Raw genomic sequence first — 17553 nt, 5'->3', positions numbered from 1 at the left:
CTCCACGGTGCCCGCCTCCACGGTGCCCGCCGCCTCCACGGTGCCCGCCGCTATACGGTGACCAGGGCGCAGCCGCAGGCGATCGGGTCGGCGGCGGGCGACGGCCCCAGCGGGCGCCCGCCGATCTCCTTGAACAGGCGCGCGCCCGGCGTGGCGTCCGCCAGCACGTCGGCCGCCAGGATCACCGCGGCGGCCGTGTACGTCGACCGATCCCCGGGGAAGTGCCGCCGGTTCTCGAACTGCCAGCCCGTCCAGTACGAGCCGTCCTCGTGGCGCAGGTGCTGGATCGTGGCGAACAGCTCCAGCGCGCGGTCGCGGTCGCCGATCGCGTCCAGCGCCATCACCAGCTCGCAGGTCTCGGCCGCGGTCACCCACGGCTGGTCGGACACGCAGCGGCAGCCGAGCCCCGGCACCACGTAGGCGTCCCAGCCCTCGGCGAGGCGGCGGGCGGCGGCCGCGCCGCGCACCGGACCGGCCAGCACCGGGTAGTACCAGTCCATCGACCAGCGGCTCTTGTCGGCGAACGCCTCCGGGTGCGCGGCCACCACGTGGCCGAGCTGGTCGGCGGCCAGCTCCCAGTCCGGCCGCGGCTCGTCCAGCCGCTCGGCCAGCGCCACCGCGCAGCGCAGCGCCTGGTAGATCGACGAGCAGCCGGTCAGCAGCGCCTGGTCGGCCGCCCGGCCGTCCGGCTCGCGCATCCAGCGGATCTCGCCGCGCCGCGTCTGCAGGCCGAGGACGAACTCGATGCCGCGGCGCACCGCGGGCCACATGTGCCGGGCGAAGTCCTCGTCGCCGGTCAGCAGCAGCTCGTGCCAGACCCCGACCGCCAGGTAGGCGGCGTGGTTGGATTCGCCGCCCGGCTCGGTGACCTCGCCCAGCACCCACTTGGCGGGCCAGGAGCCGTCCGGCCGCTGGACGCCGCGCAGCCACTCGTAGGCCCGGCGGGCGTGCTCGCGCAGCCCCGCCACGGACAGCGCCATGGCGGCCTCGACGTGGTTCCACGCGTCGACGTGGCCGGGGACGCCGTCCAGCGGCGCGAACCAGGGAATGGCGCCCGACGGCTCCTGCTGGGCGACGATGCTGCGCGCGGTGGCGACGATGTCGTCGGCGGACACCACGCCGGGCACGGACGGCGGGCCGGGCTCAGACCGCATCGGCCGTCTCCCGCCCGGCGCCCTCGCCGGCGGTGTCGCCGGCGTCCGGGAGGTCCCGCGCGGCGGGCTTGGCGAGGTAGACGACGACGCTCTTGCCGATGAGCGGGTTCAGCACGCGCTCGGCCAGCCGGGTGGCCAGCGGACGCTTCACGATGTCCCACACCAGGAGCTGGTGGTACGCCTTGGCCAGCGGGTGGCCGTCGTTGTTCACCCCCACCGCGCACTTGATCCACCAGTAGGGGGAGTGCAGGCCGTGGGCGTGGTGGTGGCCCTGCACCTGGAATCCGGTGGCCTTCAGCTTGGCCTCCAGCTCCGCGCGGGTGTAGATGCGCACGTGCCCGCCGGGCGCGGTGTGGTAGTCCTCCGACAGCGCCCAGCAGATCCGCTCGGGCAGCCACGCCGGCACGGTGACGGCGAGCTGCCCGCCGGGCTTGAGCACCCGCAGCAGCTCGCGCATCGCGCGCATGTCGTCGGGGATGTGCTCCAGCACCTCCGACGCGATGATCTTGTCGAAGTGCTCGTCGGGGAAGGGCATGTCGAGGGCGTCGCCCCGGACCGTCTCGGCGGTGGCGTCCTCGGGGGCCTCACCGGCAAGGCGCATCGCGCCGAACATCTTCTCCACGCCGGCCAGCTCGTCGGCGTCCAGATCGAAGGCCACGACGTGCGCCCCCCGCCGGTACACCTCGAAGGCGTGCCGTCCGGCGCCGCACCCCATGTCCAGCACCCGTTCTCCGGGGGTGACGCGGAACCGCTCGAAGTCCACGGTCAGCAGGGTCCTGCTCCTTCCGTACGGGGGACGGGCGCGCGGCCCGCCCCTCAGTCGGTGTGTGGGGCCGGTCGGTGCGCGGTCCGCGGCTACCGTCTGCGGCGCGCGGCGGCGGCCAAGCGCAGGTACCGGTGCTGGCGGATCGCGGCGCGGTAGTGCTCGACCGTGGCCTGCGCCACGGCCCGCCAGGCGAACCGCTCGCGGACCCGGGCCAGCGCGGCCTCGCTGAGCCGCGCGCGCTCCTCGGGGGAGTCGTGCAGGCGGCGCAGCGCCGCGGCCAGCTCCTCGTCGTCGCCCGGCTCCACCAGCACGGCGGCGTCGCCGACCACCTCCGGCAGGGCGCCGGCGCGGCTGGCGATCAGCGGGGTGCCGGACGCCATGTGCTCGACGGCGGGCAGCGAGAACCCCTCGTACCGGGACGGCACCACCGCGATCTCGGCGGACGCCAGCAGCTCGCCGAGCTCCTCGTCGCCGATGCCGCCCGCGAACCGCACCCGCTCGCCCAGCGCCAGCTCCCTGACCAGCCGCTCGGTGGGGCCGTCCTTCTGCGGGCGGCTGACGACGATCACGTGCACGTCGCGCTCGGTGGCGACCTTGGCGACCGCGCGCAGCAGCACGTCCACGCCCTTGATCGGCGCGTCCGCGCTGGCCATCGCGACGATCCGGCCGGGGACGCGCGGCCCGCGCGGGTGGAAGATCCGGGTGTCGACGCCCAGCGGGAGGATCTCGATGTCGCGCGGGTCGACCTTGAAGTCCTTGACGATGTCGATCTTGGACGACTCCGACACGGTGAGCACCGGCCCGACCCGCCGCGCCACCTGCGCCTGCATGGCGACGAACCCGTACCAGCGGCGCTTGCCCAGCCGCTCGACGAACCCGCGCGCCGCCTGCAGCTCGATCCGCCGGTCCACGCTGATCGGGTGGTGGATGCTGGTGACCAGCGGCAGGCCCAGGCGGGGGATGCCCAGGTTGCCCAGGCCGAGCACCTGGTTGTCGTGCACCACGTCGAAATCGCGCCGGCGCCGCCTGAGCACGCGCAGGGCGCGCAGGCTGAAGGTCAGCGGCTCGGGGAAGCCGCCGGTCTTCATGTGGGCGAACTCCAGCACGTCGATCCAGTCGCGGAACTCGCCGAGCGCCGGCGTGCGGAAGGGGTCCTCGTCCCGGTACAGGTCCAGGCTGGGGACCTTGGTGAGGACGATCTCGTCCCGGTCCAGCTCCGGGTACGGCTGCCCGGAGAACACCTCCACGGTGTGCCCCAGGTCGACCAGCTCGCGGGTCAGGTGGCGGACGTACACGCCCTGACCGCCGCAGTGCGGCTTGCTCCGGTAGGAGAGCAGTGCGACGCGCAACGGACCGCCCTGCTCCCCGGGCGGTGCCTGCTCTGCCTCAGCCACGCCAGCCCCTGCTCACGCACCACTCCCGTCCAGTAGGGGGACTGCCGGGCGATGCCTCGGCCCCGCGGCGGCGCCGCGGACGCGCGGCCGTCTCAGGCACGCGCCGACGCCTTCTGGACCCCGCGGTCCTCGCGAACCCTGACCGGCATCTCCTTGATCCCGTTGATGAAACTCGACCTTAGTCTGCGGAGGTTACCGGAGAGTTCGATATTAGGCATAGCGTCCAAGAGTGTTTCGAAGAGCACACGCAGCTCCAGCCGGGCCAGGTGGCTGCCGAGGCAGTAGTGCGGCCCGCCGCCGCCGAACCCCAGGTGAGGGTTGGGGTCGCGGCCGACGTCGAAGGCGAACGGGTCGTCGAACACCTCCTCGTCCCGGTTGGCCGAGGCGTAGAACACCACCACCTTGTCGCCCTCGCGGATCTTGCGTCCGCGCAGCTCGGTGTCGCGGACCGCGGTGCGCTTGAACAGGTTGACCGGCGACACCCACCGGACGATCTCGTCCACCGCCGTGCGCACCAGCCCGGGGTCGGCGCGCAGCCGCTCCCACTGCTCGGGGTGGTCGAAGAACGCGGCCATGCCGCCGGACGCGGCGTTGCGCGTGGTCTCGTTGCCCGCCACCGACAGCAGCATCACGAACAGCTCGAACTCGTCGCCGGTGAGCACGTTGCCGTCGGCGTCGGGCTGCAGCAGCTTGGTGACGATGTCGTCGCGGGGGGCGTCGCGGCGCGCGGCGGCCAGCTCGTTGGCGTAGGCGTACAGCGCGGTCGCCGCCGCCATGCCCTGCTCGGGGTCGGACTGGAACTCCGGGTCGTCCGCGCCGATCAGCGTGTTGGACCAGGTGAAGATCTTGTCGCGGTCCGCGGCGGGGGCGCCGAGCAGCTCGCAGATCACATAGAGCGGCAGCGGGGCGGCGATGTCGCGCACGAAGTCGAACCCGCTCGCGGCGCGGCCGGATGCGGTCACCTCGGCCACCAGGTCCCGGCAGATCTCGCGGACGTGCTCCTCCAGCGCGGCGATCGCCCGCGGCGTGAAGCCGCGGTTGACGATGGCGCGCTTGCGGGTGTGCCGCGGCGGGTCCTCGTTGAGCATCATCTTCCGCTGCAGCGCGAGCTGCTCGTCCGTCGGCTCCTCGAACAGCGCCAGCCGCGCATACGAGGAGAAGATCTCGGGGTGCCGCGAGACGTACACCACGTCCTCGTGCCGCGTTATCGCCCAGAACGGCGGGGTGCCCTGCGCGGGATCGCCGGGGTGCCGGTGGACGGGGTCGTGTTCGCGCAGCCAGGCCAGCTGGTCGTGCGGGACGCCGTCGCGCTCGTAGGTGCCGGGGTCGACCAGATCGATGTCGGGAACAGCGGTCATCGCCGGGGGCCTCCTCTGACTCGCTCGTCCTAGGCGTTCCGGGGCGCGCTCGGCGTGAAACGGACGGGCAGCTCCTTGTAGCCGTTGATGAAGTTGGACCGCAGCCGGCGCGGCTCGCCCGCGGGCGCGATGTCGGGCATCCGGTCCAGGATCGCCTCGAAGACGATCCTCAGGTTCAGCCGGGCCAGGTGGGCGCCGAGGCAGTAGTGCGGGCCGCCGCCGCCGAAGCCGAGGTGGGGGTTGGGGTCGCGGCCGATGTCGAAGGCGAACGGGTCGTCGAACACCTCCTCGTCCCGGTTGGCCGACGGGTAGAACAGCACCACCTTGTCGCCCTTGCGGATCTTTTTTCCGCCGAGCTCGGTGTCGGCGGCGGCGGTGCGGCGGAACTGGTTGAGCGGGCTGACCCAGCGGACGATCTCCTCCACCGCCGACGGCAGCAGGCTCCGGTCGGCCTTCAGCCGCTCCCACTGCTCGGGGTGCTCGAAGAACGCCTGCATGCCGCCCGCGGTCGCCGTGCGCGTCGTCTCGTTGCCGGCGATCGACAGCATGAGCACGAACATCTGGAACTCCTCGCCGCTCAGCCGGGTCCCGTCCGGGGCCGGCTGCAGCAGCCTGGTGACGATGTCGTCGCGCGGCTCGGACCGGCGCCTCTCGGCCAGGTCGGCGGCCCAGGCCAGGAACTCGGCGGCGTAGCGGGCGGAGTCGGCGCGGTCGCCGATGAACTCCGGGTCGTTGAACGCCACCAGCTTGTTGGACCAGTAGAAGATCCGCTCGCGCTCCTCCAGCGGGGCGCCGAGCAGCTCGCAGATCGTGTAGAGCGGCAGCGGGGCGGCGAAGTGCTCGACGAAGTCGCACTCGCCCAGCGGGGCGGCCTCGTCGATGATCTGGTGGCAGATGGCCCGGATGTGGTCCTCCAGCCTGCCGATCATGCGCGGGGTGAAGCCCCGGTTGACCATGGCGCGCAGCCTGGTGTGGTCCGGCGGGTCCTGGAAGAGCATCATCTGCCCGTACAGGGCGACGTCCTCGTCGCTGAACTCCTCGAACATCGCGGTGCGGGTGTGCGAGGAGAACAGCTCCGGGTGCCGGGACACGTGCACCACGTCGGCGTGCCGGGTGATCGCCCAGAACCCCGGGACCTCCTCGTGGGGATCGGGGTGCCAGTGCACCGGGTCGTGCGCGCGCAGCCAGGCCAGCTGCTCGTGGGGGACTCCGCCCTTCTCGTAGACGCCGGGATCGATGATGTTGATCTCAGGGGTCATGGCCGTCCTCACAACCGGGGTGGGCGGTGCGCCGGCCGGGCGCCGTCCGGGGACACGGGAGTTGATCGAACGCTTGCTTGGTGCGGGTGAACTAGAACCGGTTCTAACATGAGACGCGAGTCTCATCAAGAGTCTCATCGTGGTGACGCGCCTTGCGGCGGCGGCACCTCGGCCTGTCCGTCCGGCCAGGACACGGCTCGGATCCGCGGGGGCGGGAAGGCGGAGAGCGGCCGCGCGCAGGTCAGGCGACGCGCACGAACCGGAGGGGCGCGTCCGGCCCGTCCCGGCGGGCGACGCCGCGCCGCTCCAGCGTGCGCAGGTGCGCCGCCGCCTCGCCCGCCGCCATCTCCCGGTCCGGCAGAGTCATCGCCTCCCACGGCGAGCGCCACCGCATGCCCGCCGCGACCTGCCACAACGTCGCCGGCTCGGCGCCCAGCAGCGCGGCGACCTCGGCCAGCCGGTCCTCGTGATGCCGGACGATCTCCCGGGCGCGCGCGGCGAGCCCGGTGAAGCGGTGCTGGTGGGCGGGCAGCGCCTCGGCCTCCCGCGCCGCGGGCAGCCCGGCGATGCGGCCGAGCGACGTCAGGAAGTCGCCGAGCGGGTCCGCGTCCGGCAGGTCGTACGGATACAGCCCGATGTGCGGGGTGATGCGGGGCAGCACGTGGTCGCCGGTGAACACCCGGTCCCCGTCCTCCAGGTGCAGGCAGATGTGACCGGGCGAATGGCCGGGCGTCCAGATCGCGCGCAGGCGCCGTCCGGGCAGGTCCACCAGATCCCCGTCGGCCAGCTCGCGGTCGGGCTCCGCGGGCGGGTCGACGCGCGCGCCGCGGCGGCGCGGCGCGGCCAGGTCCCGGTCGTCCGCCCCGGCGAGGCGCAGCGCGTCCGGCCGCCACGACCGGTGCGCGCCGCGCCGCACCACGTCCCGGAACAACCGGACGACCGCCGCGTCCTCGCGGTGCATGGCGATCCACGCGCCGGACGCCTCGCGCACCCGTCCCGCCAGGCCCGCGTGGTCGGGATGGTGATGGGTCACGACGACCCCGTAGACGTCGGCGACGTCCATGCCGAACGCCCGCAGCCCCTCGACGAGCGCCGACCAGGCGTCCTCGTGCTCCCAGCCGGCGTCCACCAGCACCGGGCCCCGCGCGCTCTCCAGCGCGTAGACGAGCGTGGACGCGAGGGGGCTGTTCGGAATGGGGACCGGGATGCTCCACACCCCGCCGCCCAGCGCCTGCGGACGCCCCGGGTCGTCCACCGGCTCAGACGCGTTCCAGGACGGTCGCCGTGGACAGCGCCCCGCCGCAGCACATCGTGACCAGGGCCGTGGCGGCGTCCCGGCGCTCCAGCTCGTGCAGCGCCGTGGTGATCAGCCGGGCCCCCGTGGCGCCCACCGGATGCCCCAGCGCGATCGCCCCGCCGTTGACGTTCACCCGGTCCATGTCCGGCTCGTGCACCGACGCCCAGGACAGCGCCACGGACGCGAACGCCTCGTTGATCTCGACCAGGTCGATGTCGCGCAGCCGCATCCCCGCGCGGGCCAGCGCCCGCTCGGTGGACTGCACCGGCCCGTCCAGGAGGTAGTACGGCTCGGCGCCCGTCAGCACCTGCGCCTTGATGCGCGCCCGGGGCCGCGCCCCCAGCGCCGCGGCCTTCTCCTCCGACATCAGCAGCACGGCCGCGGCGCCGTCGGAGATCTGCGAGGACGTCCCGGCCGTGTGCAGCGCGCCCTCTCCCAGCACCGGCTTGAGCCGGGCCAATCCCTCCTTCGTCGTCTCCCGAAGGCCCTGGTCGCGCGTGACGGTGCGGACCTGCCCCGTGGGGCGGCCGTCCTCGTCCAGCACCGGCGCGTCGATCGGGACGACCTCCCGGTCGAAACGGCCGTCCGCCCACGCCTTGGCGGCGAGCTGCTGGGACCGCACCCCGAAGGCGTCGAGATCGTCGCGGGTGAGGCCCCGCCGCTTCGCGATGCGCTCCGCGGCCTCGAACTGGTTCGGCATGTCGAGCGACCAGTCGTCCGGACGCGGGTTGGCGGGCGCCACGTTGCTGCCCAGCGGGCTGCGGCTCATGACCTCCACGCCGCAACCGATCGCCACGTCCACCGCCCCGGCCGCGATCTTCGCGGCGGCCAGATGCACCGCCTGCTGCGCCGACCCGCACTGCGCGTCGACGGTCGTCACGCCCGTCTGCCAGGGCAGCCCCGCGTAGAGCCACGCGTACCGCCCCACGTGCCCGCCCTGCTCGCCCGCCTGGGTCACGCAGCCGGCGAAGACCTCCTCCACCTCGGCGGCGTCGATCTCCGCCCGCGCCACGACCGCGCGCAGCGCGTGCGCCAGGACGGCCGACGCCTTGAGCCCCGCCAGCCATCCGTTCCGCTTCCCCAGCGGCGTCCGCACCGCCTCGACGATCACCGGCGTGCCCATGCGGCCCTCCCGGACGCGACGACCCGAACCTCGTCCACCTGACTGTAACGTGTTCTACTTTGCGCTTCCAGGGCTCTTGTGCCGGCCGTCGGGTGTCGTGGGAGCCCTACTAGAACGCGTACCAGCGAGTCGCCCGAGTCGCGCGGACGATTTGTAGGAACGTACAAATCGGGGCAGGGGCGGAGGGGCGGGTTCGGGCTGTGTGGATCTCGACCGGGGTGGCATCGGTGTGTGTACTCGTGAAAAGGACGACCCCGTAGGTCGGGAGGTGCCGTGCCGGATCCCGGGCTGGAGTGGTTCAACGCGCTGTCCCGGCGGGACGCGGAGGCCGAGCTGCGCTCGTGCTGCGCGTCGCGCGCATGGGCGGCGGCGGTGGCCGCGCGGCGGCCGTTCGAGGACCGGGCGGCGCTGTGGAAGGCCGCCGCGGCGGCGATGGAGGAGCTGACCTGGCCCGACGTCGAGGAGGCGCTGCGCGCGCATCCCCGGATCGGCGAGCGGGCGGGCGGGGACTCCAAGGAGGCCTCCTGGTCGCGCGGCGAGCAGGCGGGGATGAGGGACGCCGGTGACGACCTCAAGGCCGCGCTCGTCGAAGGGAACCGGGCCTACGAGCGGCGGTTCGGGCACGTGTTCCTGATCTGCGCGACCGGCCGGGACGCGGCGGAGATGCTCGCCGAGCTGCGCAGACGGCTGCGCAACGACCCGGAGACAGAACGGGCGGAGGTCCGGGACGAGCTGGCGAAGATCACCGAGTTGCGGCTGGCGAAGCTGCTGGGAGAGGGCCTGTGACGATCACTCTGGGAGCCAACCGCTACGGCAAGGCCGAGACCCGGGTCGTGCGCGTCACCCGGGACGGCGAGACGCACCGCATCAAAGACCTGAACGTGAGCATCTCGCTGTCCGGCGACATGGACGCGGTGCATCTGAGCGGCGACAACTCGGCGGTGCTGCCGACGGACACGCAGAAGAACACCGTGTTCGCGTTCGCCCGCAAGCACGGCATCGGGGAGATCGAGGAGTTCGGGCTGCTGCTGGCCCGGCATTTCGTGACGTCCCAGCCGACCATCCGGCACGCCCGGGTGGAGATCGAGGAGTACGCCTGGGAGCGCGTCGGCGACGGCGGGCACTCGTTCGTCCGCTCGGGGCGGGAGGTCAGGACGGCCCTGGTCCACAGCGACGGGCCGGACGGGCCCGAGTCCGTGGTGTCGGGGCTGAAGGACCTCCTGGTGCTCAACTCGACCGGCAGCGAGTTCCACGGGTTCATCCGGGACGAGTACACGACCCTGGAGCCCACCCGCGACCGGATCCTGGCGACGGCGGTGACGGCGCGGTGGCGGCATCGCGGGGTGGACGCCGCGTGGGGGGCGTCGTACGAGCGGGCGCGCCGGTGCCTGCTGGAGGCCTTCGCCGGGACCCACAGCCTGTCGCTGCAGCAGACGCTCTACCAGATGGGGCGGCGCGTGCTGGAGGAGTGCGCGGAGATCTGCGAGGTGCGGCTGTCCCTGCCGAACAAGCACCACTTCGCCGTCGACCTGACGCCCTTCGGCATGGACAACGACAACGAGGTGTTCTTCGCCGCGGACCGGCCCTACGGGCTGATCGAGGGCACCGTCCTGGACGACGAGGCCCCCGCCGCGCCCGAGGCCTGGAACTAGCGGGACGTAGGGGGAATGGTGAGGGCATGGAGTTCCTGCGCCCGGTGAGCTGGGAGGAGGCGCTGGCCGCGAAGGCCGCGCATCCCGGCGCCGTGCCCGTCCAGGGCGGCACGGACGTCATGGTGGAGATCAACTTCGATGTGCGGCGGCCGGAGGCGCTGCTCGACCTCAACCCCGTGCGGGAGCTGGCCGAGTGGGACGTGGCCGAGGACGGGCGGCTGCGGGTGGGCGCGGGGGTGACCTACACGCGGCTGATCGAGGAGCTGGGGGACCGGCTGCCGGGGCTGGCGCAGGCGGCCCGGACGGTGGGGTCGCCGCAGATCCGCAACCGGGGCACGATCGGCGGGAACCTGGGGGCGGCCTCGCCCGCCGGGGACGGGCATCCGCCGCTGCTGGCCGCCGGCGCCGAGATCGAGGTGGAGTCGGCCGAACGCGGCGTCCGCATGATCCCGGCGGCGGAGTTCTTCACGGGCGTCAAGCGCAACGCGCTGCGCGGCGACGAGCTGATCCGGGCGTTCTGGATCGCGCCGGCGAGCGGCCCCCAGTACTTCTCCAAGATCGGCACGCGGAACGCCATGGTGATCGCCGTGTGCTCGTTCGCGATCGCGCTGCACCCCGAGCGGCGGCGGGTCGGCACCGGGCTGGGGTCGGCGGCGCCGACGCCGCGCCGCGCCACCGCCGCCGAGGAGTTCCTGGCGGCCGAACTGGACTGGGAGCGGCGCCGGCCGCTGGACCCGGCGGTCGCGCGGCGGTTCGGGGAGCTGGTGAGCGCGGCGGCGTCCCCGATCGACGACGTGCGCGGCACCGCCGACTACCGGCGGCACGCCCTCGCCGTCATGGCGCGCCGCACGCTGACCTGGGCCTGGAACGACTACGCACCCGGACGGAAGGTGTCGTGATGCGGGTCCGCTTCAACGTCAACGGCTCCGAGGAGACCGTGGACGACGTGTGGGAGGGCGAGAGCCTGCTGTACGTGTTGCGCGAGCGGCTGGGCCTCCCCGGGGCGAAGAACGCCTGCGAGCAGGGCGAATGCGGGTCCTGCACGGTGTACCTGGACGATGTGCCGGTGTGCGCGTGCCTGGTCGCGGCCGGGCAGGTGCAGGGGCGTCGCGTCCGGACGGTCGAGGGGCTGGCCGAGGGCGGTCCGGGCGACCAGCGGCTCGACCCGGTGCAGGAGGCGTTCGTGGAGGCCGGCGCCGTGCAGTGCGGGTTCTGCACGCCGGGACTGATCGTCCAGGCGCACGACCTGCTCAACCGGGTGCCGGACCCGGACGACGCGGAGATCCGCGAGGCGCTGGCGGGCAACCTGTGCCGCTGCACGGGCTACGAGAAGATCCTCGACGCGGTGCGGCTGGCGGCGCGGCGGAAGGCGGCGTCCCGATGAGCACGGCAATGGCCGACGAGAAGATGGCCGGCGGGAAGATGGCCGGCGGGAAGATGGCCGGCGGGAAGAAGGCCGGCGGGAAGAAGGTCATCGAGAACGCGTACGTCGTCACCGTGTCCGGGGACGAGCATCCCGGCGGGCACATCGTCATCGACGGCGACCGGATCGCGGCGGTGGGGCCCGGCCCGGCGCCGCGCGTCGACGGCGCCGAGCGGATCGACGGCACCGGCTGCCTGGCCACGCCGGGGCTCGTCAACACCCACCACCACCTGTACCAGTGGGCCGCGCAGGGCATGGCCGTCGACGGCACGCTGTTCGAATGGCTGGTCGCGTCCTACCGGGTGTGGGCGCGGATGGACGCCGAGGTGGTGCGGGACGCGGCGACCGCCGGGCTCGGCTGGCTGGCGCTGTCGGGATGCACCACGACGACCGACCACCACTACGTGTTCCCCAAGGGACGGGGCGACCTGTTCGCCGCCGAGATCGAGGCGGCCGCCGAGATCGGCGTGCGGTTCCACCCGTGCCGCGGCTCCATGGACCGGGGCCGGTCCGACGGGGGCCTGCCGCCGGACGAGGTCGTCGAAAACCTCGACACCGTCCTCGCCGAGACCGAGGCCGCGATCGACCGCCACCACGACGCCTCGCCCGGCTCCATGCTGCGGGTCGCGGTCGCGCCGTGCTCGCCGTTCTCGGTGAGCAAGGAGCTGCTGGTGGCGGCCGCCGAGCTCGCCCGGGCCAAGGGCGTCCGCCTGCACACCCACCTCGCCGAGACCCTCGACGAGGAGGAGCACACCAAGCGGCACTTCGGGATGACGCCCGTCGAGTACATGGACTCGATCGGGTGGCTGGGCGGGGACGTGTGGCTGGCGCACTGCGTCCACCTGCACGACTCCGACATCGCGCGGCTCGCCGGCACCGGCACCGGCGTCGCGCACTGCCCCAGCTCCAACGCCCGGCTCGGCGCGGGCATCGCGCGCGTCGCGCACCTGCTGGAGGCGGGCGCCCCGGTCGGGCTCGGCGTGGACGGGGCGGCGTCGGCCGAGCTGGTGCCGCTCGCCGGGGAGCTGCGGCAGGCGATCTACATGCAGCGCGCCCGGTACGGGCCGACCGCGCTGACCGCCCGGCAGGCGCTGGAGATGGCGACCCTCGGCGGCGCCCGCTGCCTGGGCCGCCAGGACGAACTCGGCGCGCTGGAGCCGGGCAGGCTCGCCGACGTCGCGCTCTGGCGGGTGGACGGCTTCCACGCCGCAGTCGACGACCCCGTGGTGGCGCTGGCGTTCGGGCAGACGCCGCCGCTGGCGCGGCTGCTGGTCGGCGGCCGCACCGTCGTGGCGGACGGCGAGCTCGTCACCGTCGCGCAGGACGCGGCCGCCCGCCGCGGCGCCGACGCGCACCGCCGTCTGATGAGGCTGGCCGAGGAGGTGCTCTGATGGCCGCTCCGGTGAAGAGTCCCGGCCATGTCACCGCGCCCGGGCAGGGCGGGGTGGGGGACAGCCCGCCCCGGCCCGACGGCACGTTGAAGGTCACCGGCGAGTTCGCCTACGCGTCCGACCTGTGGATGGACGGGATGCTGTGGGGCGCCACGCTGCGCAGCCCGCATCCGCGGGCCCGCATCGTGTCCATCGACATCGGCCCCGCCCTGGCCACCCCGGGGGTGTACGCCGTCCTGACGCATGAGGACGTGCCGGGGACCAAGGTGTACGGGCTGGACGGCACGGAGGACCAGCCGGTGCTCGCCATGGGGGAGGTCCGCTACCAGGGCGAGCCGATCGCCCTGGTCGCCGCCGACCATCCGGAGATCGCGCGGCGGGCGATGGACCGCATCGCGATCGAGTGGGAGGTGCTGGAGCCGGTCACCGACCCCCGCGCCGTGATCGCCGACCCGGAGGGCAACCGGGTGCAGGAGCGCGGCGGGATCTGCCGGCACCAGCCGGTGCGCGTCGGCGACGTGGCCGCCGCGCGCCGGGAGGCCGAGGTCGTGGTGTCCGGCGAGTACGAGGTCGGCATCCAGGACCAGGCGTTCCTCGGCCCCGAGTCCGGGCTGGCCGTGCCCGCCGAGGACGGCGGCCTGGACCTGTACGTGTCCACGCAGTGGCTGCACAACGACCTCAAGCAGATCGCGCCGTGCCTGGCGCTGCGCGAGGACCAGATCCGGATGACGCTGGCGGGCGTGGGCGGCGCGTTCGGCGGACGCGAGGACCTGTCGATGCAGATCCACGCGGGCATGCTGGCGCTGCGCACGGGCCGTCCGGTGAAGATGTGCTACAACCGGCGCGAGTCGTTCTTCGGGCACGTGCACCGGCACCCGGCGTGGATGCGGTACGAGTACGGCGCCACCCGCGACGGCCGCCTCCTGTACGCCGACGTGGAGATCGTGCTGGACGGCGGCGCGTACACCTCCTCCACGCTGAACGTCACCGCCAACGCGGCGTCCCTGGGCGTCGGCCCCTACGAGATCCCCAACATCGAGATCGACGCGTACGGCGTCTACACCAACAACCCGCCGTGCGGCGCCATGCGCGGGTTCGGCGCGGTGCAGGCGTGCTTCGCCTACGAGTCGATGATGGACAAGCTCGCCGCCGCCTGCGGCCTGTCCCCGCTGGAGGTGCGGCGCCGCAACGCCGTGCGGCAGGGCTCGCGGCTGGCCACCGGCCAGGTGATCGACTCGCCGGCGCCGCTGGCCGAGCTGCTGGACCGGCTGGAGGCGATGCCGCTGCCGCCGCCGCCCGGCCCGTCGCGCGACATCCGCGACCTGCCCGGCGGCGCGTCCCAGACCACGCACGGCGAGGGCGTGGTGCGCGGCGTCGGCTACGGCGTCGGCCTGAAGAACATCTGCTTCTCCGAGGGCTTCGACGACTACTCGACGGCGCGGGTGCGGCTGGAGGTGATCGGCGGGGAGCCCGCCGCGCTGGTGCACACGGCCGCCGCCGAGGTCGGGCAGGGCCTGGTCACCGTGCAGGCGCAGATCGCCCGGACCGAGCTGGGCGTGCAGCGGGTGACGATCCACCCGGCCGACACCCGGGTCGGGGACGCCGGGTCGTCGAGCGCGTCCCGCCAGACGTACATGACCGGCGGCGCCGTCAAGGCCGCGTGCGAGGCCGTGCGGGCGGAGCTGCTCGCGCGGGCCGAGCGGCGCCTCGGCGTCCCCGCGGCCGACCTGTCCGTCCAGGCCGGCAAGATCGTGTCGCGGGAGGCGGGGGTGGTGGCGTCGATCGAGGACGTCCTCGGCGACGAGGCGATCGAGGCGACCCGCGAGTACCACCACCGGCCCACGCAGAAGATGGACCCGGTCACCGGGCAGGGGAACAGCCACAACCAGCTCGCGCTGTGCGTCCACCGCGCCGTGGTGGACGTGGACGTGGAGCTCGGCCTGGTCAAGGTGGTCGAGCTGGCCGCCGTCCAGGACGTCGGGAAGATCATGAACCGGCAGGCGCTGGAGGGCCAGATCCACGGCGGCACCGCGCAGGGGCTCGGGCTGGCGCTGATGGAGGAGATCCAGGTGGCCGGCGGCCAGATCCGCAACCCGTCGTTCACCGACTACCTGATCCCCACCGTCCTCGACATGCCGCCGATGAAGCTGGACATCGTCGAGTACCCGGACCCGCACGCCCCCTACGGCCTGCGCGGCGCGGGCGAGCCGCCCACGCTGTCGTCCACGCCCGCGATCGTGGCCGCCATCCGGGACGCCACCGGCAGGCCGCTGACGCGAGTACCCGTCCGGCCAGAGGACATATCCCTGGCGGGAGGTGCCGAGTGAACGAGGTGACCGGCCGGACAGGACCGAACCAACCGTACGATCTGGTCGTCCGCAGCCGCCGGGCGGTGCTGCCGACCGGGGAGCGGGCGGCGGCCGTGGCGGTGCGGCACGGCCTGATCGCCGCGATCGGGGCGCTGGACGCCCCCTTCGCGGCGGCCGAGGAGGTCGACCTCGGCGACACCGCGCTGCTGCCGGGGCTCGTCGACACCCACGTGCACGTCAACGAGCCGGGGCGCACCGACTGGGAGGGCTTCGCGACCGCCACCCGCGCGGCCGCCGCCGGAGGCGTGACCACGCTGATCGACATGCCGCTCAACGCGCTGCCGCCGACCACCGACGCCTCCGCGCTGGCGGTCAAGCGGAAGGCGGCGGCCGACCAGTGCTTCGTGGACGTGGGGTTCTGGGGCGGCGCGATCCCCGGGAACCTGTCCGACCTGCGTCCCCTGCACGAGCGCGGCGTGTTCGGGTTCAAGTGCTTCACCTGCGACTCGGGCGTGCCGGAGTTCCCGCCGCTCGCGCCCCGGCAGATGCGCGAGGCGTTCGCCGAGATCGCCATGCTGGGCGGTCTGGCGGCGGTGCACGCCGAGGACCCGGACGCGCTCGCCGAGCCGCGCGGCGGCGACTTCGCCGCGTTCGCCGCGTCCCGCCCGCCGGACGCCGAGCGCGCCGCCGTGGAGCGGGTCGTCCGGCTGGTCGAGGAGACCGGCGTGCGGGCGCACATCCTCCACCTGTCCGCCGCCGACTGCCTGGAGCCGCTGGCCGACGCGCAGGCGCGCGGGCTGCCCGTGACCGCCGAGACCTGCCCGCACTACCTGACGCTGACGCCCGAGGACGTGCCGGGTCCGACCGGCACCTCGTTCAAGTGCTGCCCGCCCATCCGCGACAGGGCCAACCGGGAGGAGCTGTGGCGGGCGCTCGCCGACGGCGTGATCTCCTGCGTGGTGTCCGACCACTCGCCCTGCGCGCCGGAGCTGAAGCGCGGCGACTTCAGCACCGCGTGGGGAGGCATTTCGTCGCTGCAGCTGGCGCTGCCCGTCGTGTGGACCGCCGCCGCGTCGCGCGGGCACGGGCTGGACGCGGTGGCGCGCTGGATGGCCGAGGAGCCCGCCGCGCTCGTCGGGCTGGACGCGCGCAAGGGGCGCATCGCCGTCGGCCACGACGCGGACCTGGTCGCGTTCGCCGCCGACCGGACGTTCTCGGTGGACCCGGAGCGCCTGCGGCACCGCCACCCCCTCACGCCGTACGCGGGACGCGCGCTGAGCGGCGTCGTCGAGGCCGCCTGGGTGCGGGGCGCGCTCGTCGACTTCCACGAGCCGCGGGGCGAGCTGCTGACGAGGGTGCGCCCATGAGCGAGAGTGCGCCCATGAGCGGGTTCACCGCCCTGCCGGACCTGGCCGTCCGCACCCTCGGCGGGTCGGTGATCGCGGCCAGCGACGAGTCCTTCGCCGCCAAGGAGAACCTGCTCAACCCGTGGGCGCCGACGTTCCGGCCGGAGACGTTCGGCGTCAAGGGGCAGGAGTACGACGGGTGGGAGACCGCGCGGCGCCGTCCCGGCGAGGACGGGGAGCTCGGCCACGACTGGGCCGTCGTCCGGCTCGGCCTGCCCGGCGTGATCCGCGGCGTGGTCGTCGACACGGCCTGGTTCACGGGCAACTTCCCGCCGCTGGCGTCCGTGGAGGCGTGCGCGGTCGACGGCCATCCCTCGCCCGCCGAGGTGCTGGCCGCGGACTGGGTGGAGATCGTCCCACGCAGCCCGCTCAAGGGCGACACCGCCCATGAGTTCGAGGTCGCGGGCGTCGAGCGGCGCTTCACGCACGTGCGGCTCAACATCTTCCCGGACGGCGGGGTGGCGCGGCTGCGCGTGCACGGCGACGTCGTCCCGGACCCGCGGCTGCTCACCGGGCTGACCGTCGACCTGGCCGCGCTGGAGAACGGCGCCCGCGTCGTCGAGTGCTCGAACATGTTCTATTCGGCGCCCGACAACATGCTGTTCCCGGGGCTGGCGCGCAACCAGTCCGAGGGCTGGGAGACCGCGCGGCGCCGCGAGCCCGGCAACGAGTGGGCGGTCATCCGGCTCGCCGCCCCGGGCGTGATCCGCCTCGCCGAGGTCGACACCAGCAACCTGCGCTTCAACGCGCCGCAGGCGGTGACGCTGTCGGGCCTGGACGCCCGCCGCGCCTCCCCGGAGGACCCGTCGGCCTGGCGGGAGCTGATGGGGCGCACCCGCTTGCAACCGGACGCGCGGCACCGCTTCCGCCTGCCCGGCGACCGCGAGGTCACTCACGTCCGCGTGGACATCCACCCGGACGGCGGACTGGCCCGTCTGCGTCTCTTCGGGGATCTCACCCCCGACGGCGAGCGTCTCCTCACCGACCGCTGGCGCGAGCTGACCGGCTGAACCGCGCCGCC

General features: G+C 73.8%; 15 protein-coding genes. 8 read left to right on the top strand and 7 right to left on the bottom strand.

Features of this window, described 5'->3' with window-relative positions:
* Nucleotides 1-50: 50 nt before the first annotated feature.
* The 7 genes from AR3_RS01120 to AR3_RS01090 form a co-directional block, all read right to left on the bottom strand.
* Nucleotides 51-1154 carry a prenyltransferase/squalene oxidase repeat-containing protein gene (locus AR3_RS01120; RefSeq protein ID WP_067907012.1) on the bottom strand — a complete coding sequence of 368 codons (1104 nt, stop codon included), beginning with the start codon at nucleotides 1152-1154 and terminating at the stop codon, nucleotides 51-53.
* The gene (locus tag AR3_RS01115; RefSeq protein ID WP_174545402.1) at nucleotides 1144-1926 is read right to left on the bottom strand and encodes a class I SAM-dependent methyltransferase; all 783 of its coding nucleotides are present in this window, start codon (nucleotides 1924-1926) and stop codon (nucleotides 1144-1146) included. Before AR3_RS01115 ends, AR3_RS01120 begins: the two co-directional genes overlap by 11 nt.
* Nucleotides 1927-2009: 83 nt before the next feature.
* Nucleotides 2010-3314 (bottom strand): glycosyltransferase family 4 protein, encoded by a 1305-nt coding sequence (locus tag AR3_RS01110; RefSeq protein WP_067907008.1) that lies wholly within the window; start codon nucleotides 3312-3314, stop codon nucleotides 2010-2012.
* Nucleotides 3315-3406: 92 nt separating this feature from the next.
* On the bottom strand, nucleotides 3407-4672 hold the full coding sequence (locus AR3_RS01105; RefSeq protein WP_067907006.1) for a cytochrome P450: 1266 nt from the start codon (nucleotides 4670-4672) through the stop codon (nucleotides 3407-3409).
* Nucleotides 4673-4701: 29 nt separating this feature from the next.
* Nucleotides 4702-5931, bottom strand: coding sequence for a cytochrome P450 (locus tag AR3_RS01100; RefSeq protein ID WP_067907004.1), 1230 nt, complete (start codon nucleotides 5929-5931; stop codon nucleotides 4702-4704).
* Between the two features lie 241 nt (nucleotides 5932-6172).
* On the bottom strand, nucleotides 6173-7186 hold the full coding sequence (locus AR3_RS01095; RefSeq protein ID WP_067907002.1) for an MBL fold metallo-hydrolase: 1014 nt from the start codon (nucleotides 7184-7186) through the stop codon (nucleotides 6173-6175).
* A gap of 4 nt (nucleotides 7187-7190) precedes the next feature.
* Complete coding sequence (locus AR3_RS01090; RefSeq protein ID WP_067907000.1) at nucleotides 7191-8351, bottom strand: steroid 3-ketoacyl-CoA thiolase; 1161 nt, start codon at nucleotides 8349-8351, stop codon at nucleotides 7191-7193.
* 273 nt (nucleotides 8352-8624) lie between these two features.
* On the opposite strand from AR3_RS01090, the gene uraD reads away from it, so the two are divergent.
* Genes uraD through alc form a run of 8 tightly spaced genes read left to right on the top strand, consistent with a single transcriptional unit; the run spans nucleotide 8625 to nucleotide 17542 of the window.
* The gene (uraD, locus tag AR3_RS01085) at nucleotides 8625-9137 is read left to right on the top strand and encodes a 2-oxo-4-hydroxy-4-carboxy-5-ureidoimidazoline decarboxylase (protein WP_106258613.1); all 513 of its coding nucleotides are present in this window, start codon (nucleotides 8625-8627) and stop codon (nucleotides 9135-9137) included.
* Nucleotides 9134-10003 carry a factor-independent urate hydroxylase gene (gene pucL / locus AR3_RS01080; protein ID WP_067906998.1) on the top strand — a complete coding sequence of 290 codons (870 nt, stop codon included), beginning with the start codon at nucleotides 9134-9136 and terminating at the stop codon, nucleotides 10001-10003. The genes uraD and pucL overlap by 4 nt, the downstream gene beginning before the upstream one ends.
* A 26-nt stretch (nucleotides 10004-10029) precedes the next feature.
* Nucleotides 10030-10902, top strand: a complete 873-nt coding sequence (locus tag AR3_RS01075) for an FAD binding domain-containing protein (protein ID WP_067906996.1) — start codon at nucleotides 10030-10032, stop codon at nucleotides 10900-10902.
* Nucleotides 10902-11387 carry a (2Fe-2S)-binding protein gene (locus AR3_RS01070; RefSeq protein WP_067906994.1) on the top strand — a complete coding sequence of 162 codons (486 nt, stop codon included), beginning with the start codon at nucleotides 10902-10904 and terminating at the stop codon, nucleotides 11385-11387. Before AR3_RS01075 ends, AR3_RS01070 begins: the two co-directional genes overlap by 1 nt.
* A gap of 53 nt (nucleotides 11388-11440) precedes the next feature.
* On the top strand, nucleotides 11441-12817 hold the full coding sequence (locus AR3_RS01065) for an 8-oxoguanine deaminase (protein WP_067907112.1): 1377 nt from the start codon (nucleotides 11441-11443) through the stop codon (nucleotides 12815-12817).
* Nucleotides 12817-15144: a xanthine dehydrogenase subunit D gene (pucD, locus tag AR3_RS01060; RefSeq protein ID WP_083950811.1), complete on the top strand. Its 2328-nt coding sequence runs from the start codon at nucleotides 12817-12819 to the stop codon at nucleotides 15142-15144. Before AR3_RS01065 ends, pucD begins: the two co-directional genes overlap by 1 nt.
* Complete coding sequence (gene allB, locus AR3_RS01055; protein WP_227023132.1) at nucleotides 15141-16493, top strand: allantoinase AllB; 1353 nt, start codon at nucleotides 15141-15143, stop codon at nucleotides 16491-16493. Before pucD ends, allB begins: the two co-directional genes overlap by 4 nt.
* A complete protein-coding gene (gene alc / locus AR3_RS01050) occupies nucleotides 16490-17542 on the top strand; it encodes an allantoicase (RefSeq protein ID WP_227023133.1) in 1053 nt (350 codons plus the stop codon). Before allB ends, alc begins: the two co-directional genes overlap by 4 nt.
* Nucleotides 17543-17553 lie beyond the last annotated feature (11 nt).

It is taken from the genome of Actinomadura rubrobrunea NBRC 15275 (assembly GCF_001552235.1).
GTDB classification, from domain to species: domain Bacteria; phylum Actinomycetota; class Actinomycetes; order Streptosporangiales; family Streptosporangiaceae; genus Spirillospora; species Spirillospora viridilutea.
The sequence above is the reverse complement of the archived record's forward strand: the minus strand, read 5'-3'. Positions and strand labels throughout refer to the sequence as shown.

Coding starts and splice junctions, on each gene's coding strand:
- alc (WP_227023133.1), top strand. CDS start 16,490: ATGAGCGAGAGTGCGCCCATGAGCGGGTTCACCGCCCTGCCGGACCTG.
- AR3_RS01105 (WP_067907006.1), bottom strand. CDS start 4,672: ATGACCGCTGTTCCCGACATCGATCTGGTCGACCCCGGCACCTACGAG.
- AR3_RS01075 (WP_067906996.1), top strand. CDS start 10,030: ATGGAGTTCCTGCGCCCGGTGAGCTGGGAGGAGGCGCTGGCCGCGAAG.
- AR3_RS01070 (WP_067906994.1), top strand. CDS start 10,902: ATGCGGGTCCGCTTCAACGTCAACGGCTCCGAGGAGACCGTGGACGAC.
- pucD (WP_083950811.1), top strand. CDS start 12,817: ATGGCCGCTCCGGTGAAGAGTCCCGGCCATGTCACCGCGCCCGGGCAG.
- AR3_RS01090 (WP_067907000.1), bottom strand. CDS start 8,351: ATGGGCACGCCGGTGATCGTCGAGGCGGTGCGGACGCCGCTGGGGAAG.
- AR3_RS01120 (WP_067907012.1), bottom strand. CDS start 1,154: ATGCGGTCTGAGCCCGGCCCGCCGTCCGTGCCCGGCGTGGTGTCCGCC.
- AR3_RS01065 (WP_067907112.1), top strand. CDS start 11,441: ATGGCCGGCGGGAAGAAGGCCGGCGGGAAGAAGGTCATCGAGAACGCG.
- AR3_RS01100 (WP_067907004.1), bottom strand. CDS start 5,931: ATGACCCCTGAGATCAACATCATCGATCCCGGCGTCTACGAGAAGGGC.